Annotated in this window: 24 protein-coding genes; 1 reads left to right on the top strand and 23 read right to left on the bottom strand. The window is 59.7% G+C overall.

From position 1 onward, the window contains the following. Nucleotides 1-40 precede the first annotated feature (40 nt). The 22 genes from rplR to rpsL form a co-directional block, all read right to left on the bottom strand. Nucleotides 41-403, bottom strand: a complete 363-nt coding sequence (gene rplR / locus J3P73_RS10025; RefSeq protein ID WP_003547564.1) for a 50S ribosomal protein L18 — start codon at nt 401-403, stop codon at nt 41-43. 12 nt (nt 404-415) lie between these two features. Beyond that, complete coding sequence (gene rplF, locus J3P73_RS10020; RefSeq protein ID WP_003547563.1) at nt 416-949, bottom strand: 50S ribosomal protein L6; 534 nt, start codon at nt 947-949, stop codon at nt 416-418. Between the two features lie 42 nt (nt 950-991). Continuing rightward, entirely contained in the window at nt 992-1390 is a 399-nt protein-coding gene (rpsH, locus tag J3P73_RS10015) for a 30S ribosomal protein S8 (RefSeq protein ID WP_018067986.1), read from the bottom strand. Between the two features lie 12 nt (nt 1391-1402). Beyond that, a complete protein-coding gene (gene rpsN, locus J3P73_RS10010) occupies nt 1403-1708 on the bottom strand; it encodes a 30S ribosomal protein S14 (protein ID WP_003547561.1) in 306 nt (101 codons plus the stop codon). Between the two features lie 32 nt (nt 1709-1740). Continuing rightward, nucleotides 1741-2298 carry a 50S ribosomal protein L5 gene (rplE, locus tag J3P73_RS10005; RefSeq protein ID WP_018067987.1) on the bottom strand — a complete coding sequence of 186 codons (558 nt, stop codon included), beginning with the start codon at nt 2296-2298 and terminating at the stop codon, nt 1741-1743. Beyond that, nucleotides 2291-2599 (bottom strand): 50S ribosomal protein L24, encoded by a 309-nt coding sequence (rplX, locus tag J3P73_RS10000; RefSeq protein WP_003547559.1) that lies wholly within the window; start codon nt 2597-2599, stop codon nt 2291-2293. Before rplX ends, rplE begins: the two co-directional genes overlap by 8 nt. Before the next feature lie 11 nt (nt 2600-2610). Further along, a complete protein-coding gene (rplN, locus tag J3P73_RS09995) occupies nt 2611-2979 on the bottom strand; it encodes a 50S ribosomal protein L14 (protein WP_003573790.1) in 369 nt (122 codons plus the stop codon). A gap of 259 nt (nt 2980-3238) precedes the next feature. After that, a complete protein-coding gene (gene rpsQ, locus J3P73_RS09990) occupies nt 3239-3478 on the bottom strand; it encodes a 30S ribosomal protein S17 (RefSeq protein ID WP_003547557.1) in 240 nt (79 codons plus the stop codon). A gap of 12 nt (nt 3479-3490) precedes the next feature. Beyond that, the gene (rpmC, locus tag J3P73_RS09985) at nt 3491-3691 is read right to left on the bottom strand and encodes a 50S ribosomal protein L29 (protein WP_003558545.1); all 201 of its coding nucleotides are present in this window, start codon (nt 3689-3691) and stop codon (nt 3491-3493) included. 12 nt (nt 3692-3703) lie between these two features. Then, nucleotides 3704-4117 (bottom strand): 50S ribosomal protein L16, encoded by a 414-nt coding sequence (gene rplP / locus J3P73_RS09980; protein WP_003547555.1) that lies wholly within the window; start codon nt 4115-4117, stop codon nt 3704-3706. A 36-nt stretch (nt 4118-4153) separates the two neighbouring features. Next, on the bottom strand, nt 4154-4885 hold the full coding sequence (rpsC, locus tag J3P73_RS09975; RefSeq protein WP_003547554.1) for a 30S ribosomal protein S3: 732 nt from the start codon (nt 4883-4885) through the stop codon (nt 4154-4156). Further along, nucleotides 4885-5274: a 50S ribosomal protein L22 gene (gene rplV, locus J3P73_RS09970; RefSeq protein WP_003547553.1), complete on the bottom strand. Its 390-nt coding sequence runs from the start codon at nt 5272-5274 to the stop codon at nt 4885-4887. Before rplV ends, rpsC begins: the two co-directional genes overlap by 1 nt. 2 nt (nt 5275-5276) lie before the next feature. Beyond that, the gene (gene rpsS, locus J3P73_RS09965) at nt 5277-5555 is read right to left on the bottom strand and encodes a 30S ribosomal protein S19 (RefSeq protein ID WP_003547552.1); all 279 of its coding nucleotides are present in this window, start codon (nt 5553-5555) and stop codon (nt 5277-5279) included. Between the two features lie 15 nt (nt 5556-5570). Further along, a complete protein-coding gene (gene rplB / locus J3P73_RS09960) occupies nt 5571-6407 on the bottom strand; it encodes a 50S ribosomal protein L2 (protein WP_018067988.1) in 837 nt (278 codons plus the stop codon). A gap of 11 nt (nt 6408-6418) precedes the next feature. After that, nucleotides 6419-6712, bottom strand: a complete 294-nt coding sequence (locus tag J3P73_RS09955) for a 50S ribosomal protein L23 (protein ID WP_003547550.1) — start codon at nt 6710-6712, stop codon at nt 6419-6421. Then, a complete protein-coding gene (gene rplD / locus J3P73_RS09950; RefSeq protein WP_012757020.1) occupies nt 6709-7329 on the bottom strand; it encodes a 50S ribosomal protein L4 in 621 nt (206 codons plus the stop codon). Before rplD ends, J3P73_RS09955 begins: the two co-directional genes overlap by 4 nt. 13 nt (nt 7330-7342) lie before the next feature. Next, nucleotides 7343-7984, bottom strand: coding sequence for a 50S ribosomal protein L3 (gene rplC, locus J3P73_RS09945; protein ID WP_018067989.1), 642 nt, complete (start codon nt 7982-7984; stop codon nt 7343-7345). A gap of 39 nt (nt 7985-8023) precedes the next feature. Then, nucleotides 8024-8332 carry a 30S ribosomal protein S10 gene (gene rpsJ, locus J3P73_RS09940; protein ID WP_003547547.1) on the bottom strand — a complete coding sequence of 103 codons (309 nt, stop codon included), beginning with the start codon at nt 8330-8332 and terminating at the stop codon, nt 8024-8026. A gap of 154 nt (nt 8333-8486) precedes the next feature. After that, nucleotides 8487-9662, bottom strand: a complete 1176-nt coding sequence (gene tuf, locus J3P73_RS09935; protein WP_027685040.1) for an elongation factor Tu — start codon at nt 9660-9662, stop codon at nt 8487-8489. Between the two features lie 68 nt (nt 9663-9730). After that, nucleotides 9731-11830 carry an elongation factor G gene (fusA, locus tag J3P73_RS09930; RefSeq protein ID WP_018068032.1) on the bottom strand — a complete coding sequence of 700 codons (2100 nt, stop codon included), beginning with the start codon at nt 11828-11830 and terminating at the stop codon, nt 9731-9733. A 29-nt stretch (nt 11831-11859) separates the two neighbouring features. After that, the gene (gene rpsG, locus J3P73_RS09925) at nt 11860-12330 is read right to left on the bottom strand and encodes a 30S ribosomal protein S7 (RefSeq protein WP_003547538.1); all 471 of its coding nucleotides are present in this window, start codon (nt 12328-12330) and stop codon (nt 11860-11862) included. Nucleotides 12331-12406: 76 nt separating this feature from the next. Beyond that, complete coding sequence (rpsL, locus tag J3P73_RS09920) at nt 12407-12778, bottom strand: 30S ribosomal protein S12 (protein ID WP_003547537.1); 372 nt, start codon at nt 12776-12778, stop codon at nt 12407-12409. Nucleotides 12779-13275: 497 nt separating this feature from the next. Between rpsL and J3P73_RS09915 the strand changes: the two genes are divergently transcribed. Then, complete coding sequence (locus tag J3P73_RS09915) at nt 13276-13569, top strand: hypothetical protein (RefSeq protein ID WP_003547528.1); 294 nt, start codon at nt 13276-13278, stop codon at nt 13567-13569. Between the two features lie 139 nt (nt 13570-13708). On the opposite strand, the gene rpoC is transcribed toward J3P73_RS09915, so the two are convergent. Next, the gene (gene rpoC / locus J3P73_RS09910; protein WP_018068031.1) at nt 13709-17917 is read right to left on the bottom strand and encodes a DNA-directed RNA polymerase subunit beta'; all 4209 of its coding nucleotides are present in this window, start codon (nt 17915-17917) and stop codon (nt 13709-13711) included. Nucleotides 17918-18070: the final 153 nt, after the last annotated feature.

Raw genomic sequence — 18070 nt, 5'->3', positions numbered from 1 at the left:
AAAATCCGGCCGGCGCCTGAGGCGTCCGGCCGGAAACTGATCAGAAGGTGAGACCGCCTTCGCGGGCCGCTTCGGCGAGAGCCTTGATGCGGCCGTGATAGATGAAGGCGCCACGGTCGAACACGACTTCCGTAACACCGGCCTTGGAGGCGCGCTCTGCGAGGAGCTTGCCCACAACGGTAGCGGCGGCGGTATCGGCACCGGTCTTCAGAGAACCGCGCAGATCCTTCTCGAGGGTGGAGGCAGACGCAAGCGTCTTGCCGGCCACATCATCGATGACCTGGGCGTAGATGTTCTTCGAGGAGCGATGAACCGACAGGCGCGGACGGCCATTGGCCACCGACTTGAGATGACGGCGCACGCGGTTGGCACGACGTGCAAGTGCTTCTTTCCTGCTAGCCATTTCGCGTGATCCTTACTTCTTCTTGCCTTCTTTGCGGACGATCCGCTCGTCAGCGTACTTGACGCCCTTGCCCTTGTAGGGCTCGGGACCGCGATATTCGCGGATTTCGGCGGCAACCTGACCGACCTGCTGCTTGTTGATGCCGCTGACGACGATTTCCGTCGGCTTCGGAACAACGATCGAGATACCGACCGGCGGCTCGTAGATCACGTCGTGGCTGAAACCGAGGGCCAGCTGCAGGTTCTTGCCCTGCATGGCGGCGCGGTAACCGACGCCGTTGATTTCAAGCTTGCGCTCGAAACCGTCCTTGACGCCCTTGAAGATGCCTTCGATCATCGTGCGGGACATGCCCCACTTTGAGCGCGCATCCTTGGTCTGGTTCACCGGCGTCACGACGACGGCGTTATTTTCAAGCTTGAGGCTGATTTCGTCGTTAGCAACGAAAAACAGCTCGCCCTTCGGGCCCTTTGCAGTCACCTTCTGGCCATCGACCGTAGCCGTGATCCCAGCAGGCACCTGAACGGGCTTTTTACCGATACGAGACATGTTTCAATCCTGTCTGTTCGCTATGGAGATCCATGCCCGATCTTAGAAGACCGAGCAAAGAACCTCGCCACCAACGTTCTGTTCGCGAGCCTGGTGATCGGCCATCACACCCTTCGGAGTCGAAAGGATGGTGATGCCGAGACCGTTCGCAACCTGCGGAATGGACTTGACCGAGACATAGACCCGGCGGCCCGGCTTGGACACACGGCCGATCTCACGGATCACCGATGCGCCTTCATAATATTTCAGCTCGATGCTGAGTTCCGACTTGCCATTGCCGAAATCGACAAGGGAATAGCCACGGATGTAGCCTTCGGACTGCAGAACATCGAGAACACGTGCACGGAGCTTCGAAGCAGGCGTCGAGACCGACGACTTGCGGCGGGAAGCGCCGTTACGGATGCGAGTGAGCATATCGCCCAACGGATCAGTCATTGTCATGTAACCTGCTCCTTACCAGCTCGACTTGACGATACCCGGCACCTTGCCGAGATTGCCGAGTTCACGCAGCGCAATACGCGACATGCGCAGTTTGCGGTAATATGCGCGCGGACGCCCCGAAACTTCGCAACGGTTGCGAATACGGGTCTTCGATCCATCACGCGGCAGGGATGCCAGCTTGATCGAGGCCTTGAACCGCTCTTCGATCGGAAGAGCCTGGTTCATGATGATCGCCTTCAAACCAGCCCGCTTAGCGGCCTGGTTGGCGACCGTAGTACGGCGGCGCTTGTTCTTTTCAACTGCGCTTGTCTTCGCCATGTCAGGTTCCTTTTCTACGCTCGTCGTTACGGTTATTGACGGAACGGGAAGCTGAACTCTTTCAGAAGAGCCCGTGCTTCGTCGTCGGTCGTCGCCGTCGTGCAAACGATGATGTCCATGCCCCACATCTGATCAACCTTGTCGTAGTTGATCTCAGGGAACACAATGTGCTCCTTGATGCCCATGGCGAAGTTGCCACGGCCGTCAAAGCTCTTCGGGTTCAGGCCGCGGAAGTCGCGAACGCGCGGGAGCGCGATGTTCACGAGACGGTCCATGAACTCGTACATGCGGGCGCCGCGCAGGGTGACCTTCGCGCCGATCGGCATCTGTTCGCGGACCTTGAAGCCTGCGATAGAGTTACGCGCGCGGGTGATGACCGGCTTCTGGCCGGCGATCGCTGCGAGGTCGGCGGCAGCTACCGTCGGCTTCTTCGAGTCAGCGGTCGCTTCGCCGACACCCATGTTGATCACGATCTTGTCGAGCTTCGGGATCATCATCTCGTTGGCGTAGGAGAACTGCTCCTGCATCGCCTTGCGGATGCGCTCGACATATTCCTTCTTGAGCCGCGGCTCATATTTTGCCTCAGCCATCGATCACTTCTCCAGAACGCTTGGCCACACGGACCTTCTTACCGTCAACAACCTTGAAACCGACGCGGGTCGGCTTGCCGTCCTTGTCGATGATTGCAACGTTGGACAGGTGAACCGGGGCTTCCTTGTTGATGATGCCGGCTTCCTGGGTCTGCGTCTGGCGCTGGTGGCGCTTGACGACGTTGACGCCACGAACAACGGCACGATCTTCCTTCGGCATGACCTGGACAACTTCGCCGGTACGGCCCTTGTCCTTGCCAGCGAGCATGACGACCTTGTCGCCCTTACGAATCTTCTGCATCGCTTCGCTCCTTACAGTACTTCGGGAGCCAGCGAGATGATCTTCATGTGGTTCTTGGCGCGAAGTTCGCGCGGAACCGGTCCGAAGATACGGGTGCCGATCGGCTCTTTCTTGTTGTCGATGAGGACTGCTGCGTTGGTGTCGAAGCGGATGACGGAGCCATCCGGACGACGGATGTCCTTGGCGGTGCGAACGACAACCGCCTTCATCACGTCACCCTTCTTCACACGGCCGCGCGGGATCGCTTCCTTGATCGAAACGACGATGACGTCGCCGATCGAGGCATACTTGCGCTTCGAGCCGCCCAGCACCTTGATGCACATGACACGACGTGCGCCGGAATTATCCGCGACGTCGAGGTTTGTTTGCATCTGAATCATATCAGGTCGCCTTCTTGGTTTACCGGAATGGTTGGGCTAGCCCCCTACTCCGGCTTATGAAAATTTTCGCCGGCCGAGCTGCCATGACGGCAGCACAGACGCGGCAATAGCTGAATAGCGCGGGATCGATCGTGCCAGGGTGGTTTCCCGAACGGGACCTTCCGTGCGCTCAAAGCAAAAGAACGCCCGGCTTTCGAGCGTTCTGACGCTGCTTCATACAGATATTTCGGCGAGACGCAAGGCCTCGCGCAAAATTCTGTTACTTGCCCTGGGCGGAAATCACCGTCCAGCGCTTGTCCTTGGAGATCGGCGCGCATTCCTCGATGGATACGGTATCGCCAATCTTGTACTGGTTGTTCTCGTCGTGGGCCTTGTACTTCTTGGAACGACGAACGGTCTTCTGGAGCAGCGGGTGAGCGAAACGACGCTCGACGCGAACCACTACCGTCTTCTCGTTCTTGTCGCCAACGACGACGCCCTGCAGGATGCGCTTCGGCATATTTTTCTTCCTTTAGGCCTTAACTTCTGCCGCCTTCTGGCGGGCAATGGTTTTCACGCGGGCGATGTCCTTGCGGACTTCGTTGATGCGCGAGGATTTTTCGAGCTGGCCGGTCGCCTTCTGGAAGCGCAGGTTGAACTGCTCCTTCTTCAGCTTGGCAAGCTCGTCCTTGAGTTGGTCGGCGGTGAACGCGCGAACGTCTGAGGCTTTCATGAGCTCAATCCCTTACTCTGCAATGCGCTGAACGAAGCGCGTCTTGACCGAGAGCTTGGCAGAGCCGAGGCGAAGCGCCTCACGGGCGATTTCTTCGCTGACACCGTCGATCTCGAACATCATACGGCCGGGCTTGACCTTGCATGCCCAGTATTCAACGGAGCCCTTACCCTTACCCATACGGACTTCGGTCGGCTTTTTGGTTACCGGAACGTCCGGGAACACGCGGATCCATACACGGCCGGCGCGCTTCATATAACGCGTGATCGCGCGGCGGGCCGCTTCGATCTCGCGCGCGTTGACGCGGTTGGGTTCCTGTGCCTTCAGGCCGAATTCGCCGAATGCCAGGTCAGAACCGCCCTTGGCGACGCCCTTGATGCGGCCCTTGAACTGCTTGCGGTACTTGGTACGCTTTGGCTGCAACATTTTCTTATTCTCCGAACTTCTCTGCCACGCGCGCTATCAAGCGTTGTCGCGGCGACGGTCTCTGTCGCGGTCACGATCACGGCTTGCCGGACCCTGGGCGTCACCTTCCATCGCGCGGCGCTCGGAAGCCATCGGATCATGCTCAAGGATTTCGCCCTTGAAGATCCAGACCTTGATGCCGCAGATGCCGAACGCGGTTTCTGCTTCAGCCGTGCCGTAGTCGATGTCGGCGCGCAGCGTGTGCAACGGCACACGACCTTCGCGGTACCATTCCGTACGGGCGATTTCAGCGCCGCCGAGACGGCCAGCGCAGGTGATCTTGATGCCTTCGGCGCCAAGACGCATCGCAGACTGGACGGCGCGCTTCATGGCGCGGCGGAAAGCCACGCGACGCTCGAGCTGCTGGGCGATCGACTGAGCGACCAGCGTCGCATCGACTTCGGGCTTGCGCACTTCGACGATGTTGAGGTGCGTTTCCGAATTCGTCATCTCCGACAGCTTCTTGCGGAGCTTGTCGATGTCTGCGCCCTTGCGGCCGATGATCAGGCCCGGACGTGCCGAGTGGATCGTGACGCGGCACTTCTTGTGCGGACGCTCGATGACCACCTTGGAGATCCCGGCCTGCTTCAGTTCGCTCATGACGAACTTGCGCATCTTCAGGTCTTCGTGCAGCAGCTGGCCGTACTCGGCATTGTCCGCAAACCAGCGGCTATCCCAGGTACGGTTGATGCCGAGGCGGAAACCGATTGGATTGATTTTCTGACCCATTATGCGGCCTCCTCTGCTGCCTGCACTTCACGAACGACGATCGTCAAATGCGCGAAGGGCTTTTCAATGCGCGACGCGCGACCGCGGCCACGAGCGTGAAAACGCTTCATGACGATCGACTTGCCGACATAGGCCTCGGCGACGACCAGCGAGTCGACGTCGAGATCGTGGTTGTTCTCAGCGTTGGCGATCGCAGATTCGAGCGTCTTCTTGACGGCGCCTGCGATGCGCTTGCGGGAGAACTCCAGCTCAGCGAGTGCGCGCTCGACCTTCTTGCCGCGGATAGCCGCAGCAACCAGGTTGAGCTTCTGGGGGCTGACGCGGAGCGTGCGGGCGACTGCTTGCGCCTCGTTGTCCTTCAGCCGGCGTTCGGCTTTTGCCTTGCCCATTGTTACTTCCTCTTCGCCTTCTTGTCCGCGCCGTGACCGTAGTAGGTGCGGGTCGGAGAGAATTCACCGAACTTGTGACCGACCATGTCTTCATTGACGCTGACCGGGATATGCTTGCTGCCGTTGTAGACGCCGAAGGTGAGACCGACGAACTGCGGCAGGATCGTGGAGCGACGGCTCCAGATCTTGATCACTTCACTACGACCGCCTTCACGAACCTTCTCAGCCTTCTTGAGAAGATAGCCGTCAACGAACGGACCTTTCCATACTGAACGAGCCATTGGAGACTTCCTCTCTTACTTCTTACGCTGATGACGCGAGCGCATGATCATCTTGTCGGTCGACTTGTTCGACCGGGTGCGCTTGCCCTTGGTCGGCTTGCCCCACGGCGACACCGGATGGCGACCACCGGAGGTGCGGCCTTCACCACCGCCGTGCGGATGGTCGACCGGGTTCATGACAACACCGCGGTTATGCGGACGCTTGCCGCGCCAAACCGTACGACCGGCTTTGCCGTCGTTGATGTTGGCGTGGTCAGGGTTGGAGACGGCGCCGATCGAAGCAAGGCAGGAGCCATGAACGAGACGCTGTTCACCGGAGTTCAGGCGAAGGATCGCCATGCCCTGGTCGCGGCCGACGAGCTGTGCGTAGCCACCGGCGGAGCGAGCGATCTGCCCACCCTTGCCCGGCTTCATTTCCACGTTGTGGATGATGGAGCCGACCGGGATGAACTGCAGCGGCATGGTGTTGCCGGGCTTGACGTCGACAGCCTTCTCGGAAGCGATAACCTTGTCACCGGCAGCGAGGCGCTGAGGAGCGAGGATATAAGCCTTTTCGCCGTCGGCATAGTTCACCAGCGCGATGAAAGCCGTGCGGTTCGGATCGTATTCGATACGCTCGACCGTGCCTTCGACGTCGAACTTGCGACGCTTGAAGTCGATCAGACGATAGGTGCGCTTGTGACCACCGCCGATGAAGCGGGCAGTGATGCGGCCGAGGTTGTTACGACCGCCGCTCTTGGTCAGACCTTCCGTCAGCGCCTTGACCGGCTTGCCCTTGTAGAGGGCCGAACGGTCGACGATGACCAGCTGGCGCTGGCTCGGGGTGATCGGATTGAATGTTTTCAATGCCATTTTCTTATACCTCAGAGACCGGTGGAGACGTCGATCGTCTGGCCTTCAGCCAGCGTCACAACAGCCTTCTTCACGTCCTTCTGCTTGCCGACGAAACCGCGGAACCGCTTGGTCTTGCCCTTGCGCAGCAGAGTGTTGACAGCCGTGACCTTGACGCCGAACAGCGCCTCGACCGCAGCCTTGATTTCCGGCTTCGTCGCCTGCTTGGCGACATTGAAAACAACCTGGTTGTTTTCGGATACCAGCGTGGACTTTTCGGTGATCGCCGGAGAGACGATCACATCGTAGTGGCGAAGATCGGTCACTTGAATCGCTCCTCTAGCGCTTCAACCGCAGCCTTGGAAAGCACGAGCTTGCCGCGGCGCACGATGTCGTAAACGTTGATGCCCTGGATCGGCAGAACATCGATGTTGGGGATGTTCTGAGCTGCGAGCTTGAAGTTGCCGTCAAGCTCTGCGCCGCCGATGAAGAGGGCGTTGGTCAGGCCGAGCGTCTCGAAAACGGACGCGAGCGACTTGGTCTTGGCTTCAGCTGCAACCAGGTTGTCGATGACAATGACGTCATCGGCCTTGATCTTGGCCGAAAGGGCGTGGCGAAGGCCGAGCGCGCGAACCTTCTTGGGAAGGTCATGCTCATGGCTGCGCACGACCGGGCCGTGAGCCTTGCCGCCGCCGCGGAACTGCGGAGCGCGAGCCGAATGGTGGCGGGCGCGGCCCGTACCCTTCTGCTTGTACATCTTGGCGCCGGTGCGCGAAATTTCAGCGCGGCCTTTTGCCTTGTGAGTGCCCTGCTGCTTCTTGGCAAGCTGCCAGCGGATGACGCGGGCGAGAATGTCTTCGCGGGGCTCGAGGCCGAAAATCGCGTCCGAAAGGGAAACCTTCCCGGCGTCTTTTCCCTCGAGGGTCTTGACGTTGAATTCCATTGATCTGGCTCCCTTACTTCGCGGCCGACTTGACGGCGTCGCGCACGATGATCCAAGCACCCTTGGAACCAGGAACAGCACCCTTGATCAGGATCAGACCACGATCTTCGTCGGTCGAAACCACTTCAAGGTTCTGCGTCGTGACGCGCGTCTGGCCCATGTGACCAGCCATCTTCTTGTTCTTGAAAACCTTGCCCGGATCCTGGCGCGAGCCGGTCGAACCGTGCGAGCGGTGCGAAACCGACACACCGTGCGTGGCACGCAGACCGCCGAAACCGTGGCGCTTCATGGCGCCGGCAAAGCCCTTACCGATCGTCGTACCCGTCACGTCGACGAGCTGACCGGCTGCAAAGTGACCCGCCTTGATCTCAGTGCCGATCTCGAGCAGCTGATCTTCCGACACGCGGAATTCAGTGAGCTTGGCCTTCGGCTCGACGTTGGCGATGGCAAAGTTGCCGCGCATCGCCTTGGACGTGTTCTTTACCTTCGCCTGGCCGGCACCGAGCTGAACTGCGGTATAGCCATTCTTTTCGACAGTGCGCGTAGCGACGACCTGGCAGCCTTCCATACGCAGTACCGTTACCGGGACATGCTCGCCGGCGTCGTTATAGACGCGGGTCATTCCCACCTTCTGTGCAATCACACCTGAACGCATCGGTTCAATCCTTCTCACTCAGCCCGAAGACCCGAGGTCTCAGAGCTTGATCTCAACATCGACACCGGCGGCGAGATCGAGCTTCATCAGCGCGTCTACCGTCTGCGGGGTCGGGTCAACGATATCGAGAAGGCGCTTATGCGTGCGCATCTCGAACTGTTCGCGGCTCTTCTTGTCGATGTGCGGGGACCGGTTGACCGTAAACTTCTCGATGCGGGTCGGAAGCGGAACGGGGCCCCGGACGCTTGCACCGGTGCGCTTAGCCGTCGATACGATCTCACGCGTGGAGGCGTCGAGAATCCGGTGATCGAACGCCTTCAGGCGGATGCGGATATTCTGGCCGTTCATTCGACTTTATCCTTGTGTCTGTTATCCGCGTGTCGCCACTTGGGGACACGACTTACCTTCAGTTACGTTAGCGGGCCACCGGTTTCAAAGATCGAGAAGGACACCGAGATCGGCGTCCCTATCCTTTCCTTGGGCCAGGTGGCCCAGCCGCTAATTACTCGACGATGCTCGCGACGATACCGGCGCCGACGGTGCGGCCGCCTTCGCGGATAGCGAAGCGCAACTTTTCTTCCATCGCGATCGGAACGATCAGCTCGACCGATACCGTGACGTTGTCGCCCGGCATCACCATCTCCGTGCCTTCCGGCAGCGTCACAATGCCCGTCACGTCGGTCGTGCGGAAGTAGAACTGCGGACGGTAGTTGGTGAAGAACGGCGTATGACGGCCACCCTCTTCCTTCGTCAGGATGTAGGCTTCTGCCATGAACTTCTTGTGCGGCTTGACCGAACCCGGCTTGCACAGAATCTGGCCACGCTCAACGCCGTCACGGGTGACGCCGCGGATCAGCGCACCGATGTTGTCGCCAGCCTGGCCCTGATCGAGCAGCTTGCGGAACATTTCAACGCCGGTCACCGTCGTCTTCGTCGTCGGGCGGATGCCGACGATCTCGACTTCTTCGCCAACCTTGACGATGCCACGCTCGACGCGGCCAGTCACAACCGTACCGCGGCCCGAGATCGAGAACACGTCTTCGATCGGCAGCAAGAACGGCAGGTTGATCGGACGCTCAGGCGTCGGGATGTAGGCGTCGACAGCAGCCATCAGCTCGCGGATCGAATCTTCGCCGATCTTCTTGTCCGAATCTTCAAGAGCAGCAAGTGCCGAACCCTTGATGATCGGAATATCGTCGCCCGGGAAGTCGTAGGACGACAGCAGTTCGCGAACTTCGAGCTCGACCAGTTCGAGAAGCTCGGCGTCATCAACCTGGTCGACCTTGTTCAGGAACACCACGATTGCCGGAACACCGACCTGGCGAGCCAGCAGGATGTGTTCGCGCGTCTGCGGCATCGGGCCGTCAGCAGCCGAGCACACCAGGATCGCGCCGTCCATCTGGGCAGCACCGGTGATCATGTTCTTGACGTAGTCGGCGTGGCCGGGGCAGTCGACGTGGGCGTAGTGGCGGGCCGGCGTCTCATACTCGACGTGCGCCGTCGAAATCGTGATGCCACGCGCCTTTTCTTCCGGAGCCGCGTCGATCTGGTCGTACGCCTTGTACTCACCGAAGTACTTCGTGATCGCTGCCGTCAGAGACGTCTTGCCGTGGTCAACGTGGCCAATCGTGCCAATGTTGACGTGCGGCTTGTTGCGCTCAAACTTACTCTTTCCCATTTTCGGGTCTCCGTTTTGCTAGTCCCCGAAGGGATCTAATTCTTGTTATCGGTCAATTGGTATTCCGGTCACTTCTGACCAGAATACTTTGCCTGGATTTCAGTTGCGACGTTCGACGGGACCGGCGAATAGTGATCGAAGGTCATCGTGTACTGGGCGCGGCCCTGGGACATGGAGCGCAGGTTGTCGACGTACTTGAACATGTTCGCGAGCGGAACGTTCGCGTTGATGACAACGGCAATACCGCGGCTTTCCTGGCCCTGGATCTGACCGCGACGGGAGTTCAGGTCGCCGATAACGTCGCCGACATAATCTTCCGGGGTGACGACTTCGACCTTCATCATCGGCTCGAGCAGCTGAGCGCCGGCCTTCTTGGCTGCTTCACGGAAGCAGGCACGCGATGCGATTTCGAAGGCGAGAACCGAGGAGTCGACGTCGTGGAATGCGCCGTCGATGAGGGTCGCCTTGACGCCGAGCATCGGGAAGCCTGCGAGCGGTCCCGAAGACAGAACGCTTTCGATGCCCTTCTGGACGCCGGGGATGTATTCCTTCGGAACGGAACCGCCGACGATCTTCGATTCGAACTTGAATTCGTCGCCTTCCGGGTTCGGTTCGAAGACGATCTTGACGCGCGCGAACTGACCGGTACCACCGGACTGCTTCTTGTGCGTGTAGTCTTCTTCATGCGTCCTGGTGATGGTTTCGCGGTAGGCAACCTGTGGCGCGCCGACGGTTGCTTCGACCTTGAATTCACGACGCATGCGGTCGACGATGATGTCGAGGTGCAGTTCGCCCATGCCGGCGATGATAGTCTGGCCGGATTCCTGGTCGGTCTTGACGCGGAAGGACGGATCTTCAGCAGCCAGGCGGTTGAGCGCGAGGCCCATCTTTTCCTGGTCGCCCTTGGTCTTCGGCTCGATGGCGATCTGGATCACCGGCTCCGGGAATTCCATGCGCTCGAGGATAACCGGCTTCAACGGATCGCAGAGCGTGTCGCCCGTCGTGGTTTCCTTGAGGCCGGCGAGAGCGACGATGTCACCTGCGAAGGCTTCTTCGATGTCTTCACGCGAGTTGGAGTGCATCTGCAGCATACGGCCGACGCGCTCGCGCTTGTCCTTGACCGTGTTGATGACCGACGCACCCTTTTCGAGCTTGCCGGAGTAGATGCGGGCGAAGGTCAGCGAACCGACGAAGGGGTCGTTCATGATCTTGAAGGCGAGCATGGAAAGCGGCTCGCTGTCATCGGCATGACGCTCGATTTCAGCTTCCGTCTTGAAATCGATGCCCTTGATCGCGGGGATGTCCATCGGCGACGGCAGGTAGTCGACAACGGCGTCGAGCAGCGGCTGCACGCCCTTGTTCTTGAAGGCGGTGCCGCAGAACATCGGGTGGAACTTGACGTCGATCGTGCCACGACGAACCAGCGCACGGATCTGATCGTTGTCGGGCAGAATGCCTTCGAGGTAAGCTTCGGTAGCGGCTTCGTCGATGTCGACGACCGTCTCGATCAGCTTTTCGCGATATTCTTCAGCCTTGGCCTTCATGTCCTCGGGGATTTCGACGACATCCCACTGGGCGCCGAGCGACTCGTCGCGCCAGATGAGCGCGTTCATCTCGACCAGATCGATGACGCCCTTGAATTCGGTTTCTGCACCGATCGGCAGCTGCATGACGACAGCCGTTGCACCGAGGCGGGTCTTGATCATCTCGACGGAGCGGTAGAAGTCCGCACCGGTCTTGTCCATCTTGTTGCAGAAGATCATCCGCGGGACATTGTACTTCTCGGCCTGACGCCAGACGGTTTCCGTCTGCGGCTCAACACCGGCGTTAGCGTCGAGCAACGCGATGGCGCCGTCGAGAACGCGCAGCGAACGCTCGACTTCAATGGTGAAGTCGACGTGGCCGGGAGTGTCGATGATGTTGAAGCGGCGCATTTTGCCGTCACGGCCCTTCCAGTAGGTCGTGGTGGCAGCAGAGGTGATCGTGATGCCACGCTCCTGCTCCTGCTCCATCCAGTCCATGGTGGCCGCGCCGTCGTGGACTTCGCCGATCTTGTGCGACTTGCCGGTGTAATAGAGAATACGCTCGGTGGTCGTGGTCTTGCCGGCGTCGATATGCGCCATGATACCGAAATTACGGTAGTCTTCGATCTTATATTCGCGAGCCATTGTGGACTGCCTTTCGATACCGTTCGGAATTACCAGCGATAGTGCGAGAACGCGCGGTTGGCGTCAGCCATCTTGTGCGTGTCTTCGCGCTTCTTGACGGCGGAGCCGCGGTTGTTGGACGCATCGAGCAGTTCGCCGGAAAGGCGGTCAACCATAGTCGTTTCATTGCGCTTGCGGGCAGCAGCGATCAGCCAGCGAATAGCAAGAGCCTGGCGGCGCTCCGGACGAACATCGACGGGGACCTGATAGGTCGCACCACCGACACGACGCGAGCGGACTTCAACGTGCGGGGCAATGTTCTCAAGCGCAGAATGGAAAACCGTGAGCGGCTCCTGCTTGGACTTGCCGTGAACTACGTCGAACGCACCGTAGACGATGTTTTCAGCAACGGACTTCTTGCCGTCGAGCATGATGGCATTCATGAACTTGGTGACGACGAGATCGCCGAACTTCGGGTCCGGATTGATCTCGCGCTTTTCTGCTTTATGACGTCTGGACATATTTTGTCTCTTCAACCGTTAAGGCGCTTCATGACGCGGAGGACCTCGCGCAGCGCCGGATTATTCAAAAACCGAATTACTTCGGACGCTTCGCGCCGTACTTGGAGCGACGCTGCTTGCGGTTCTTGACACCCTGGGTATCGAGAACGCCGCGGATGATGTGATAACGGACACCCGGAAGGTCCTTGACGCGGCCGCCACGGATCATGACGACGGAGTGTTCCTGAAGGTTGTGACCTTCGCCGGGAATGTAACCAATGACTTCGAAGCCGTTGGTCAGGCGGATCTTTGCGACCTTACGCAGAGCCGAGTTCGGCTTCTTCGGCGTCGTCGTGTAGACGCGCGTGCAAACGCCGCGCTTCTGCGGGTTCTCCTGGAGTGCGGGAACCTTGTTACGCTTTACGTTCGCCTGGCGAGGCTTGCGGATCAGCTGGTTTACGGTAGGCATTCAACCATCCCTTACGTTTTATCTCAGTACCCTTGCGGGCTTGAACTCGCGCCGTCTCCGGCAGTGACGTACGCTTTCCGTCAATGCGCAAAATATGGCCCGATCCGCTTCCGCAGATGGACCACAAGGAGCAGAGGACGCATAAAATATGCGTCGTGCGTGCAGCATCATGACTTCAACGTGCGTTTAGAACCTTGTTTGAGGTGAACTTCAGGGCGAGTCGCCCCGAACAGCCAAGCCTCACATGGGATCTGATGGCCGGGGTACTACTGGTTTCCACCCGTCTCGTCAAGGCCGGTTAAGAAATAAACTCGCCGTATCGCCTTGATATGCCGGACGAACGCCCTGTTTCATCCTTCTAGACGAATTCACGGCTGTGCACCAAGATAAAAACTTGGGCATTGCAGCAAAAGCAGTTAAGGAATCAGCAATTGCGGCGTTCGGCCCTCACAGCAGGATTCGAGCGACCGAATCGTCAAAGAGCCGAAGGACAGGCGATGATCACGACACCTGATAACGACAATAATTTCGACGGCCCGATGATCTTCATCATCATCGGCAAGGGCTACGAGTCCGACGCCAGCGAAGGCATCGACCTGCACATCATGCTGAAGGCGCCTGACGACGACACTGCTGTCCGCGAGGCCTTGAACGCCCTTGCCGAGGAAGGCTTCATCGAGGCCGATCTCGACCAGATCGGCATGCTGACCGAGGTCCCGGCCGAAGAGCCGCACGCATCTGCCTACCAGGGCGCCGTCGAAGGCGAAGTCGCGATCATCCGGTTCAACTGAAGGGGGCCGCCGCTGACGCTGTCAAGCAGCATAAGCGGACACAGCGCCTCCCTCCCCGCCAGACCAATCAGAGCCGATAAAACAAAAACCGCCCGGATCGCTCCGGGCGGTTTTTCAATTCGTCGACTTCAGCCGCGGATTATTCCGCAGCCGGAGCCTTTTCGGCCATGTCCTGCAGCATCGGCGTGGCAACGGCAGCACCCGTGCCCTTGCGGCGCTCTTCGAGGATCATCTCGTCGCGCGACGTGGCGATGCGGCGGATCTGGGTCATGGTGCCGCCGGTACCGGCCGGGATGAGGCGGCCAACGATGACGTTTTCCTTCAGACCCTGCAGGCCGTCTGTCTTGCCGGCGATCGCAGCTTCCGTCAGCACCTTGGTCGTTTCCTGGAAGGACGCGGCCGAGATGAAGGACGGGGTCTGCAGCGATGCCTTGGTGATGCCGAGAAGAACCGGATCGCCGTAGGCTGGCTTCTTGCCCTGTTCGATCAGATGATCGTTGACGTCTTCGAGCTCGATCCGGTCGACATTGTCGCCGACGATATAGGTCGAGTCGCCTGCATCGGTGATTTCCACCTTCTGCAGCATCTGACGGACAATCACCTCGATGTGCTTGTCGTTGATGACGACGCCCTGGAGGCGGTAGACTTCCTGGATCTCGTTGACGAGGTAGGAGGCCAGAGCCTCCACGCCCTTGATCGCCAGGATGTCGTGCGGAGCCGGGTTACCGTCGAGGATGTAGTCACCCTTTTCGATATAGTCGCCTTCCTGAAGGTGGAAGGGCTTGCCCTTCGGGATCAGGTATTCGACAGGCTCGACACCGTCTTCCGCCGGCTCGATGATGACGCGACGCTTGTTCTTGTAGTCGCGGCCGAGGCGGATCGTACCATCGATCTCTGCGATGATGGCGTGGTCCTTCGGACGGCGGGCTTCGAACAGCTCGGCAACACGCGGCAGACCGCCGGTGATGTCCTTGGTCTTGGCGCTTTCGAGCGGCGAACGGGCAAGAACGTCACCCTGGGAGACCTTCGTGCCCGGCTCGACCGACAGGATCGCATCGACCGAGAGGAAGAAGCGGGCGTCACCACCACGGGACAGCTTCGCGATATTGCCGCTGGCATCCTTGATGACGATCGCCGGCTTGAGGTCCGAGCCGCGCGGGGTCGAACGCCAGTCGATAACCTGACGCTTGGTGATGCCGGTCGATTCGTCGGTCGCTTCCAGAACGGAGAGACCGTCGACCAGATCTTCAAACTGAACGGTACCGGCCACTTCCGTCATCATTGGACGGGTGTAGGGGTCCCACTCTGCCAGACGCTGGCCGCGCTTGACCTTGTCGCCTTCGTCGACATGCAGCTTCGAACCGTAGGCCACACGCTGCGACGACCGCTCGACACCACGTTCGTCCAAGATCTGGACGGTCATGTTGCGGCCCATGGCAACGAGGTTGCCATCGGAGTTGCGCAGGATGTTGCGGTTCTTGATCTGCACCGTACCTTCGTACGAGGCTTCGAGGAACGACTGGTCGACCACGGTTGCCGTACCGCCAAGGTGGAAGGTACGCATGGTGAGCTGGGTGCCCGGCTCGCCGATCGACTGAGCGGCGATGACGCCGACGGCTTCGCCCATATTGACCGGCGTACCGCGTGCAAGGTCGCGACCGTAGCAGACCGAGCAGACGCCCGTCTGGATTTCGCAGGTCAGTGCCGAACGGATGCGGATCGACTGGATGCCGGCCTTCTCGATTTCGACGACATCAGGCTCGAGGATCATCCTGCCGGCATCGACGATGCGCTCACCCGTGACCGGATGATCGATGTCGTCGAGCGCCGTGCGGCCGAGGATACGGGCGCCGATCGAGGCAACCACCTGGCCGGCATCGACGATGGCGGTCATGGTGAGGCCCGTCTGCGTTCCGCAATCGACGTGCGTGACGATGCAATCCTGCGCGACGTCGACGAGACGGCGGGTCAGGTAGCCGGAGTTGGCGGTCTTCAGGGCGGTGTCTGCCAGACCCTTACGGGCGCCGTGAGTCGAGTTGAAGTACTCGTTGACGGTCAGGCCTTCCTTGAAGTTCGAGATGATCGGCGTCTCGATGATTTCGCCCGACGGCTTGGCCATGAGGCCACGCATGCCGCCCAGCTGGCGCATCTGGTTCGGAGAACCGCGGGCACCGGAGTGGCTCATCATGTAGATCGAGTTCATCGGCTTCTGGCGACCGGTCTTCTCGTCGAATTCGACCGCCTTAATGCGGGCCATCATCTCTTCGGCAACCTTTTCGGTCGCCTTGCCCCAGGCGTCGACAACCTTGTTGTACTTCTCGCCCTGGGTGATGAGGCCGTCATTGTACTGCTGCTCGTATTCCTTCACCAGGTTTTCGGTGTCGGCAACGATCTTGGCCTTGGCATCCGGAATGACCATGTCGTCCTTGCCGAACGAGATGCCGGCGCGGCAGGCATGGGAAAAGCCGAGCTGCATGATGCGGTCGCAGAAGATGACCGTGTCCTTCTGGCCGCAGTGGCGGTAGACCGTGTCGATCATCTTCGAGATGTTCTTCTTGGTCATTTCCTGGTTGCAGATATCGAAGGGCACCTTGCCGTTCTTCGGCAACAGTTCACCGATGAGCAGACGGCCAGGCGTCGTCTCATAGATCTTCGAGTAAGGCTTGCCATCCTCGTCGATCGACTTGAAGCGGCCGCGGATCTTGGTGTGCAGCGTGACGACCTTGCTTTCGAGGGCGTGATGCAGCTCGCCGAGATCGGAGAAGGCCATGCCTTCGCCCGGCTCGTTCTGGTTGAGAATCGACAGATAGTAGAGGCCGAGAACCATGTCCTGCGAAGGAACGATGATCGGTGCGCCGTTGGCCGGGTGCAGGATGTTGTTGGTCGACATCATCAGCACGCGGGCTTCGAGCTGGGCTTCGAGCGACAGCGGCACGTGAACGGCCATCTGGTCGCCGTCGAAGTCGGCGTTGAAGGCCGTGCAGACGAGCGGATGCAGCTGGATCGCCTTGCCTTCAACCAGGATAGGTTCGAAGGCCTGGATGCCCAGGCGGTGCAGCGTCGGTGCGCGGTTCAAGAGAACCGGATGCTCGCGGATGACCTCGTCGAGGATATCCCAGACTTCCGGCTTTTCCTTTTCGACCAGCTTCTTGGCCTGCTTGACGGTCGAGGAGTAACCCTTGGCGTCGAGGCGGGCATAGATGAACGGCTTGAAGAGCTCGAGCGCCATCTTCTTCGGCAGGCCGCACTGGTGCAGCTTCAGTTCCGGACCGGTGACGATGACCGAGCGGCCGGAATAGTCGACGCGCTTGCCGAGCAGGTTCTGGCGGAAGCGGCCCTGCTTTCCCTTCAGCATGTCGGAGAGCGACTTCAGCGGACGCTTGTTGGCGCCGGTGATGACACGGCCGCGACGGCCGTTGTCGAACAGCGCGTCAACGGATTCCTGCAGCATGCGCTTTTCGTTGCGGATGATGATGCCCGGCGCACGAAGCTCGATCAGGCGCTTCAGACGGTTGTTACGGTTGATGACACGGCGGTAGAGATCGTTCAGATCCGACGTCGCGAAACGGCCGCCGTCGAGCGGAACCAGCGGACGCAGGTCCGGCGGGATGACCGGAACGACCTTCATGATCATCCATTCCGGACGGTTGCCCGACTCCATGAAGTTCTCGACGATCTTCAGGCGCTTCATCAGCTTCTTCTGCTTGAGATCCGACGTGGTGTCGGCAAGCTCGGCACGCAGGTCGCCAGCGATCTTTTCGAGATTCATCGAGGCCAGCATCTCGTAGATCGCCTCGGCGCCGATCATCGCGGTGAACTGGTCTTCGCCGTATTCGTCGACAGCGAGCATGTACTCTTCTTCCGAGAGGAGCTGGTGCTCCTTCAGGGCGGTCAGGCCCGGCTCGGTGACGATGTAGTTTTCGAAGTAGAGGACGCGCTCGACATCCTTCAGCGTCATGTCGAGCAGCGTCGAAATGCGCGATGGCAGCGACTTCAGGAACCAGATGTGGGCAACGGGAGCGGCGAGCTCGATATGGCCCATGCGCTCACGGCGAACGCGCGACAGCGTGACTTCGACGCCGCACTTTTCGCAGATGATGCCCTTGTACTTCATGCGCTTGTACTTGCCGCACAGGCATTCGTAGTCCTTGATCGGCCCGAAGATGCGCGCGCAGAACAGACCGTCACGTTCCGGCTTGAACGTACGGTAGTTGATGGTTTCCGGCTTCTTGATCTCACCGTAAGACCAGGAGAGGATCTTCTCCGGAGACGCGATCGAAATCCGAATAGAATCGAAATTCTGTGCAGGCACCTGCGGATTGAAAAGATTCATGACCTCTTGGTTCATGCCTGTCTCCTTCATGGGCTAAAGCGCCCTCAAAATGCGATGGTCGGCGGCAATTCCCGGGAGCCGCCTCCCTCGCTTAAACGAGAATAACCGCTGGATGCGGCGAAACTTCCCTTCCGGGCCGACATAGATACGGCGCCCGGTGGGACCGGC

Source organism: Rhizobium ruizarguesonis (assembly GCF_017357285.1).
Classification (GTDB): domain Bacteria; phylum Pseudomonadota; class Alphaproteobacteria; order Rhizobiales; family Rhizobiaceae; genus Rhizobium; species Rhizobium ruizarguesonis.
The sequence above is the reverse complement of the archived record's forward strand: the minus strand, read 5'-3'. Positions and strand labels throughout refer to the sequence as shown.

Bases quoted from the DNA above. Each gene is read 5' to 3' on its own strand.
- rpsL (WP_003547537.1), bottom strand. From the start codon at position 12,778: ATGCCTACCGTAAACCAGCTGATCCGCAAGCCTCGCCAGGCGAACGTA.
- rpsS (WP_003547552.1), bottom strand. From the start codon at position 5,555: ATGGCTCGTTCAGTATGGAAAGGTCCGTTCGTTGACGGCTATCTTCTC.
- rpsH (WP_018067986.1), bottom strand. From the start codon at position 1,390: ATGACAATGACTGATCCGTTGGGCGATATGCTCACTCGCATCCGTAAC.
- rpsJ (WP_003547547.1), bottom strand. From the start codon at position 8,332: ATGAACGGCCAGAATATCCGCATCCGCCTGAAGGCGTTCGATCACCGG.
- rplV (WP_003547553.1), bottom strand. From the start codon at position 5,274: ATGGGCAAGGCAAAAGCCGAACGCCGGCTGAAGGACAACGAGGCGCAA.
- rpoC (WP_018068031.1), bottom strand. From the start codon at position 17,917: ATGAACCAAGAGGTCATGAATCTTTTCAATCCGCAGGTGCCTGCACAG.
- rplF (WP_003547563.1), bottom strand. From the start codon at position 949: ATGTCTCGTATCGGTAAAAAGCCCGTTCAGGTGCCTGCTGGGATCACG.
- rpsN (WP_003547561.1), bottom strand. From the start codon at position 1,708: ATGGCGAAGACAAGCGCAGTTGAAAAGAACAAGCGCCGCCGTACTACG.
- J3P73_RS09915 (WP_003547528.1), top strand. From the start codon at position 13,276: ATGATCACGACACCTGATAACGACAATAATTTCGACGGCCCGATGATC.
- rplR (WP_003547564.1), bottom strand. From the start codon at position 403: ATGGCTAGCAGGAAAGAAGCACTTGCACGTCGTGCCAACCGCGTGCGC.
- rpsQ (WP_003547557.1), bottom strand. From the start codon at position 3,478: ATGCCGAAGCGCATCCTGCAGGGCGTCGTCGTTGGCGACAAGAACGAG.
- rpsG (WP_003547538.1), bottom strand. From the start codon at position 12,330: ATGTCCAGACGTCATAAAGCAGAAAAGCGCGAGATCAATCCGGACCCG.
- fusA (WP_018068032.1), bottom strand. From the start codon at position 11,830: ATGGCTCGCGAATATAAGATCGAAGACTACCGTAATTTCGGTATCATG.
- rplN (WP_003573790.1), bottom strand. From the start codon at position 2,979: ATGATTCAGATGCAAACAAACCTCGACGTCGCGGATAATTCCGGCGCA.
- rplP (WP_003547555.1), bottom strand. From the start codon at position 4,117: ATGTTGCAGCCAAAGCGTACCAAGTACCGCAAGCAGTTCAAGGGCCGC.
- rplE (WP_018067987.1), bottom strand. From the start codon at position 2,298: ATGGCTGAGGCAAAATATGAGCCGCGGCTCAAGAAGGAATATGTCGAG.
- rpsC (WP_003547554.1), bottom strand. From the start codon at position 4,885: ATGGGTCAGAAAATCAATCCAATCGGTTTCCGCCTCGGCATCAACCGT.
- tuf (WP_027685040.1), bottom strand. From the start codon at position 9,662: ATGGGAAAGAGTAAGTTTGAGCGCAACAAGCCGCACGTCAACATTGGC.
- rplX (WP_003547559.1), bottom strand. From the start codon at position 2,599: ATGCAGAAGATTCGTAAGGGCGACAAGGTCGTCATGCTCGCTGGCAAG.
- rplC (WP_018067989.1), bottom strand. From the start codon at position 7,984: ATGCGTTCAGGTGTGATTGCACAGAAGGTGGGAATGACCCGCGTCTAT.
- rpmC (WP_003558545.1), bottom strand. From the start codon at position 3,691: ATGAAAGCCTCAGACGTTCGCGCGTTCACCGCCGACCAACTCAAGGAC.
- rplB (WP_018067988.1), bottom strand. From the start codon at position 6,407: ATGGCATTGAAAACATTCAATCCGATCACCCCGAGCCAGCGCCAGCTG.
- rplD (WP_012757020.1), bottom strand. From the start codon at position 7,329: ATGGAATTCAACGTCAAGACCCTCGAGGGAAAAGACGCCGGGAAGGTT.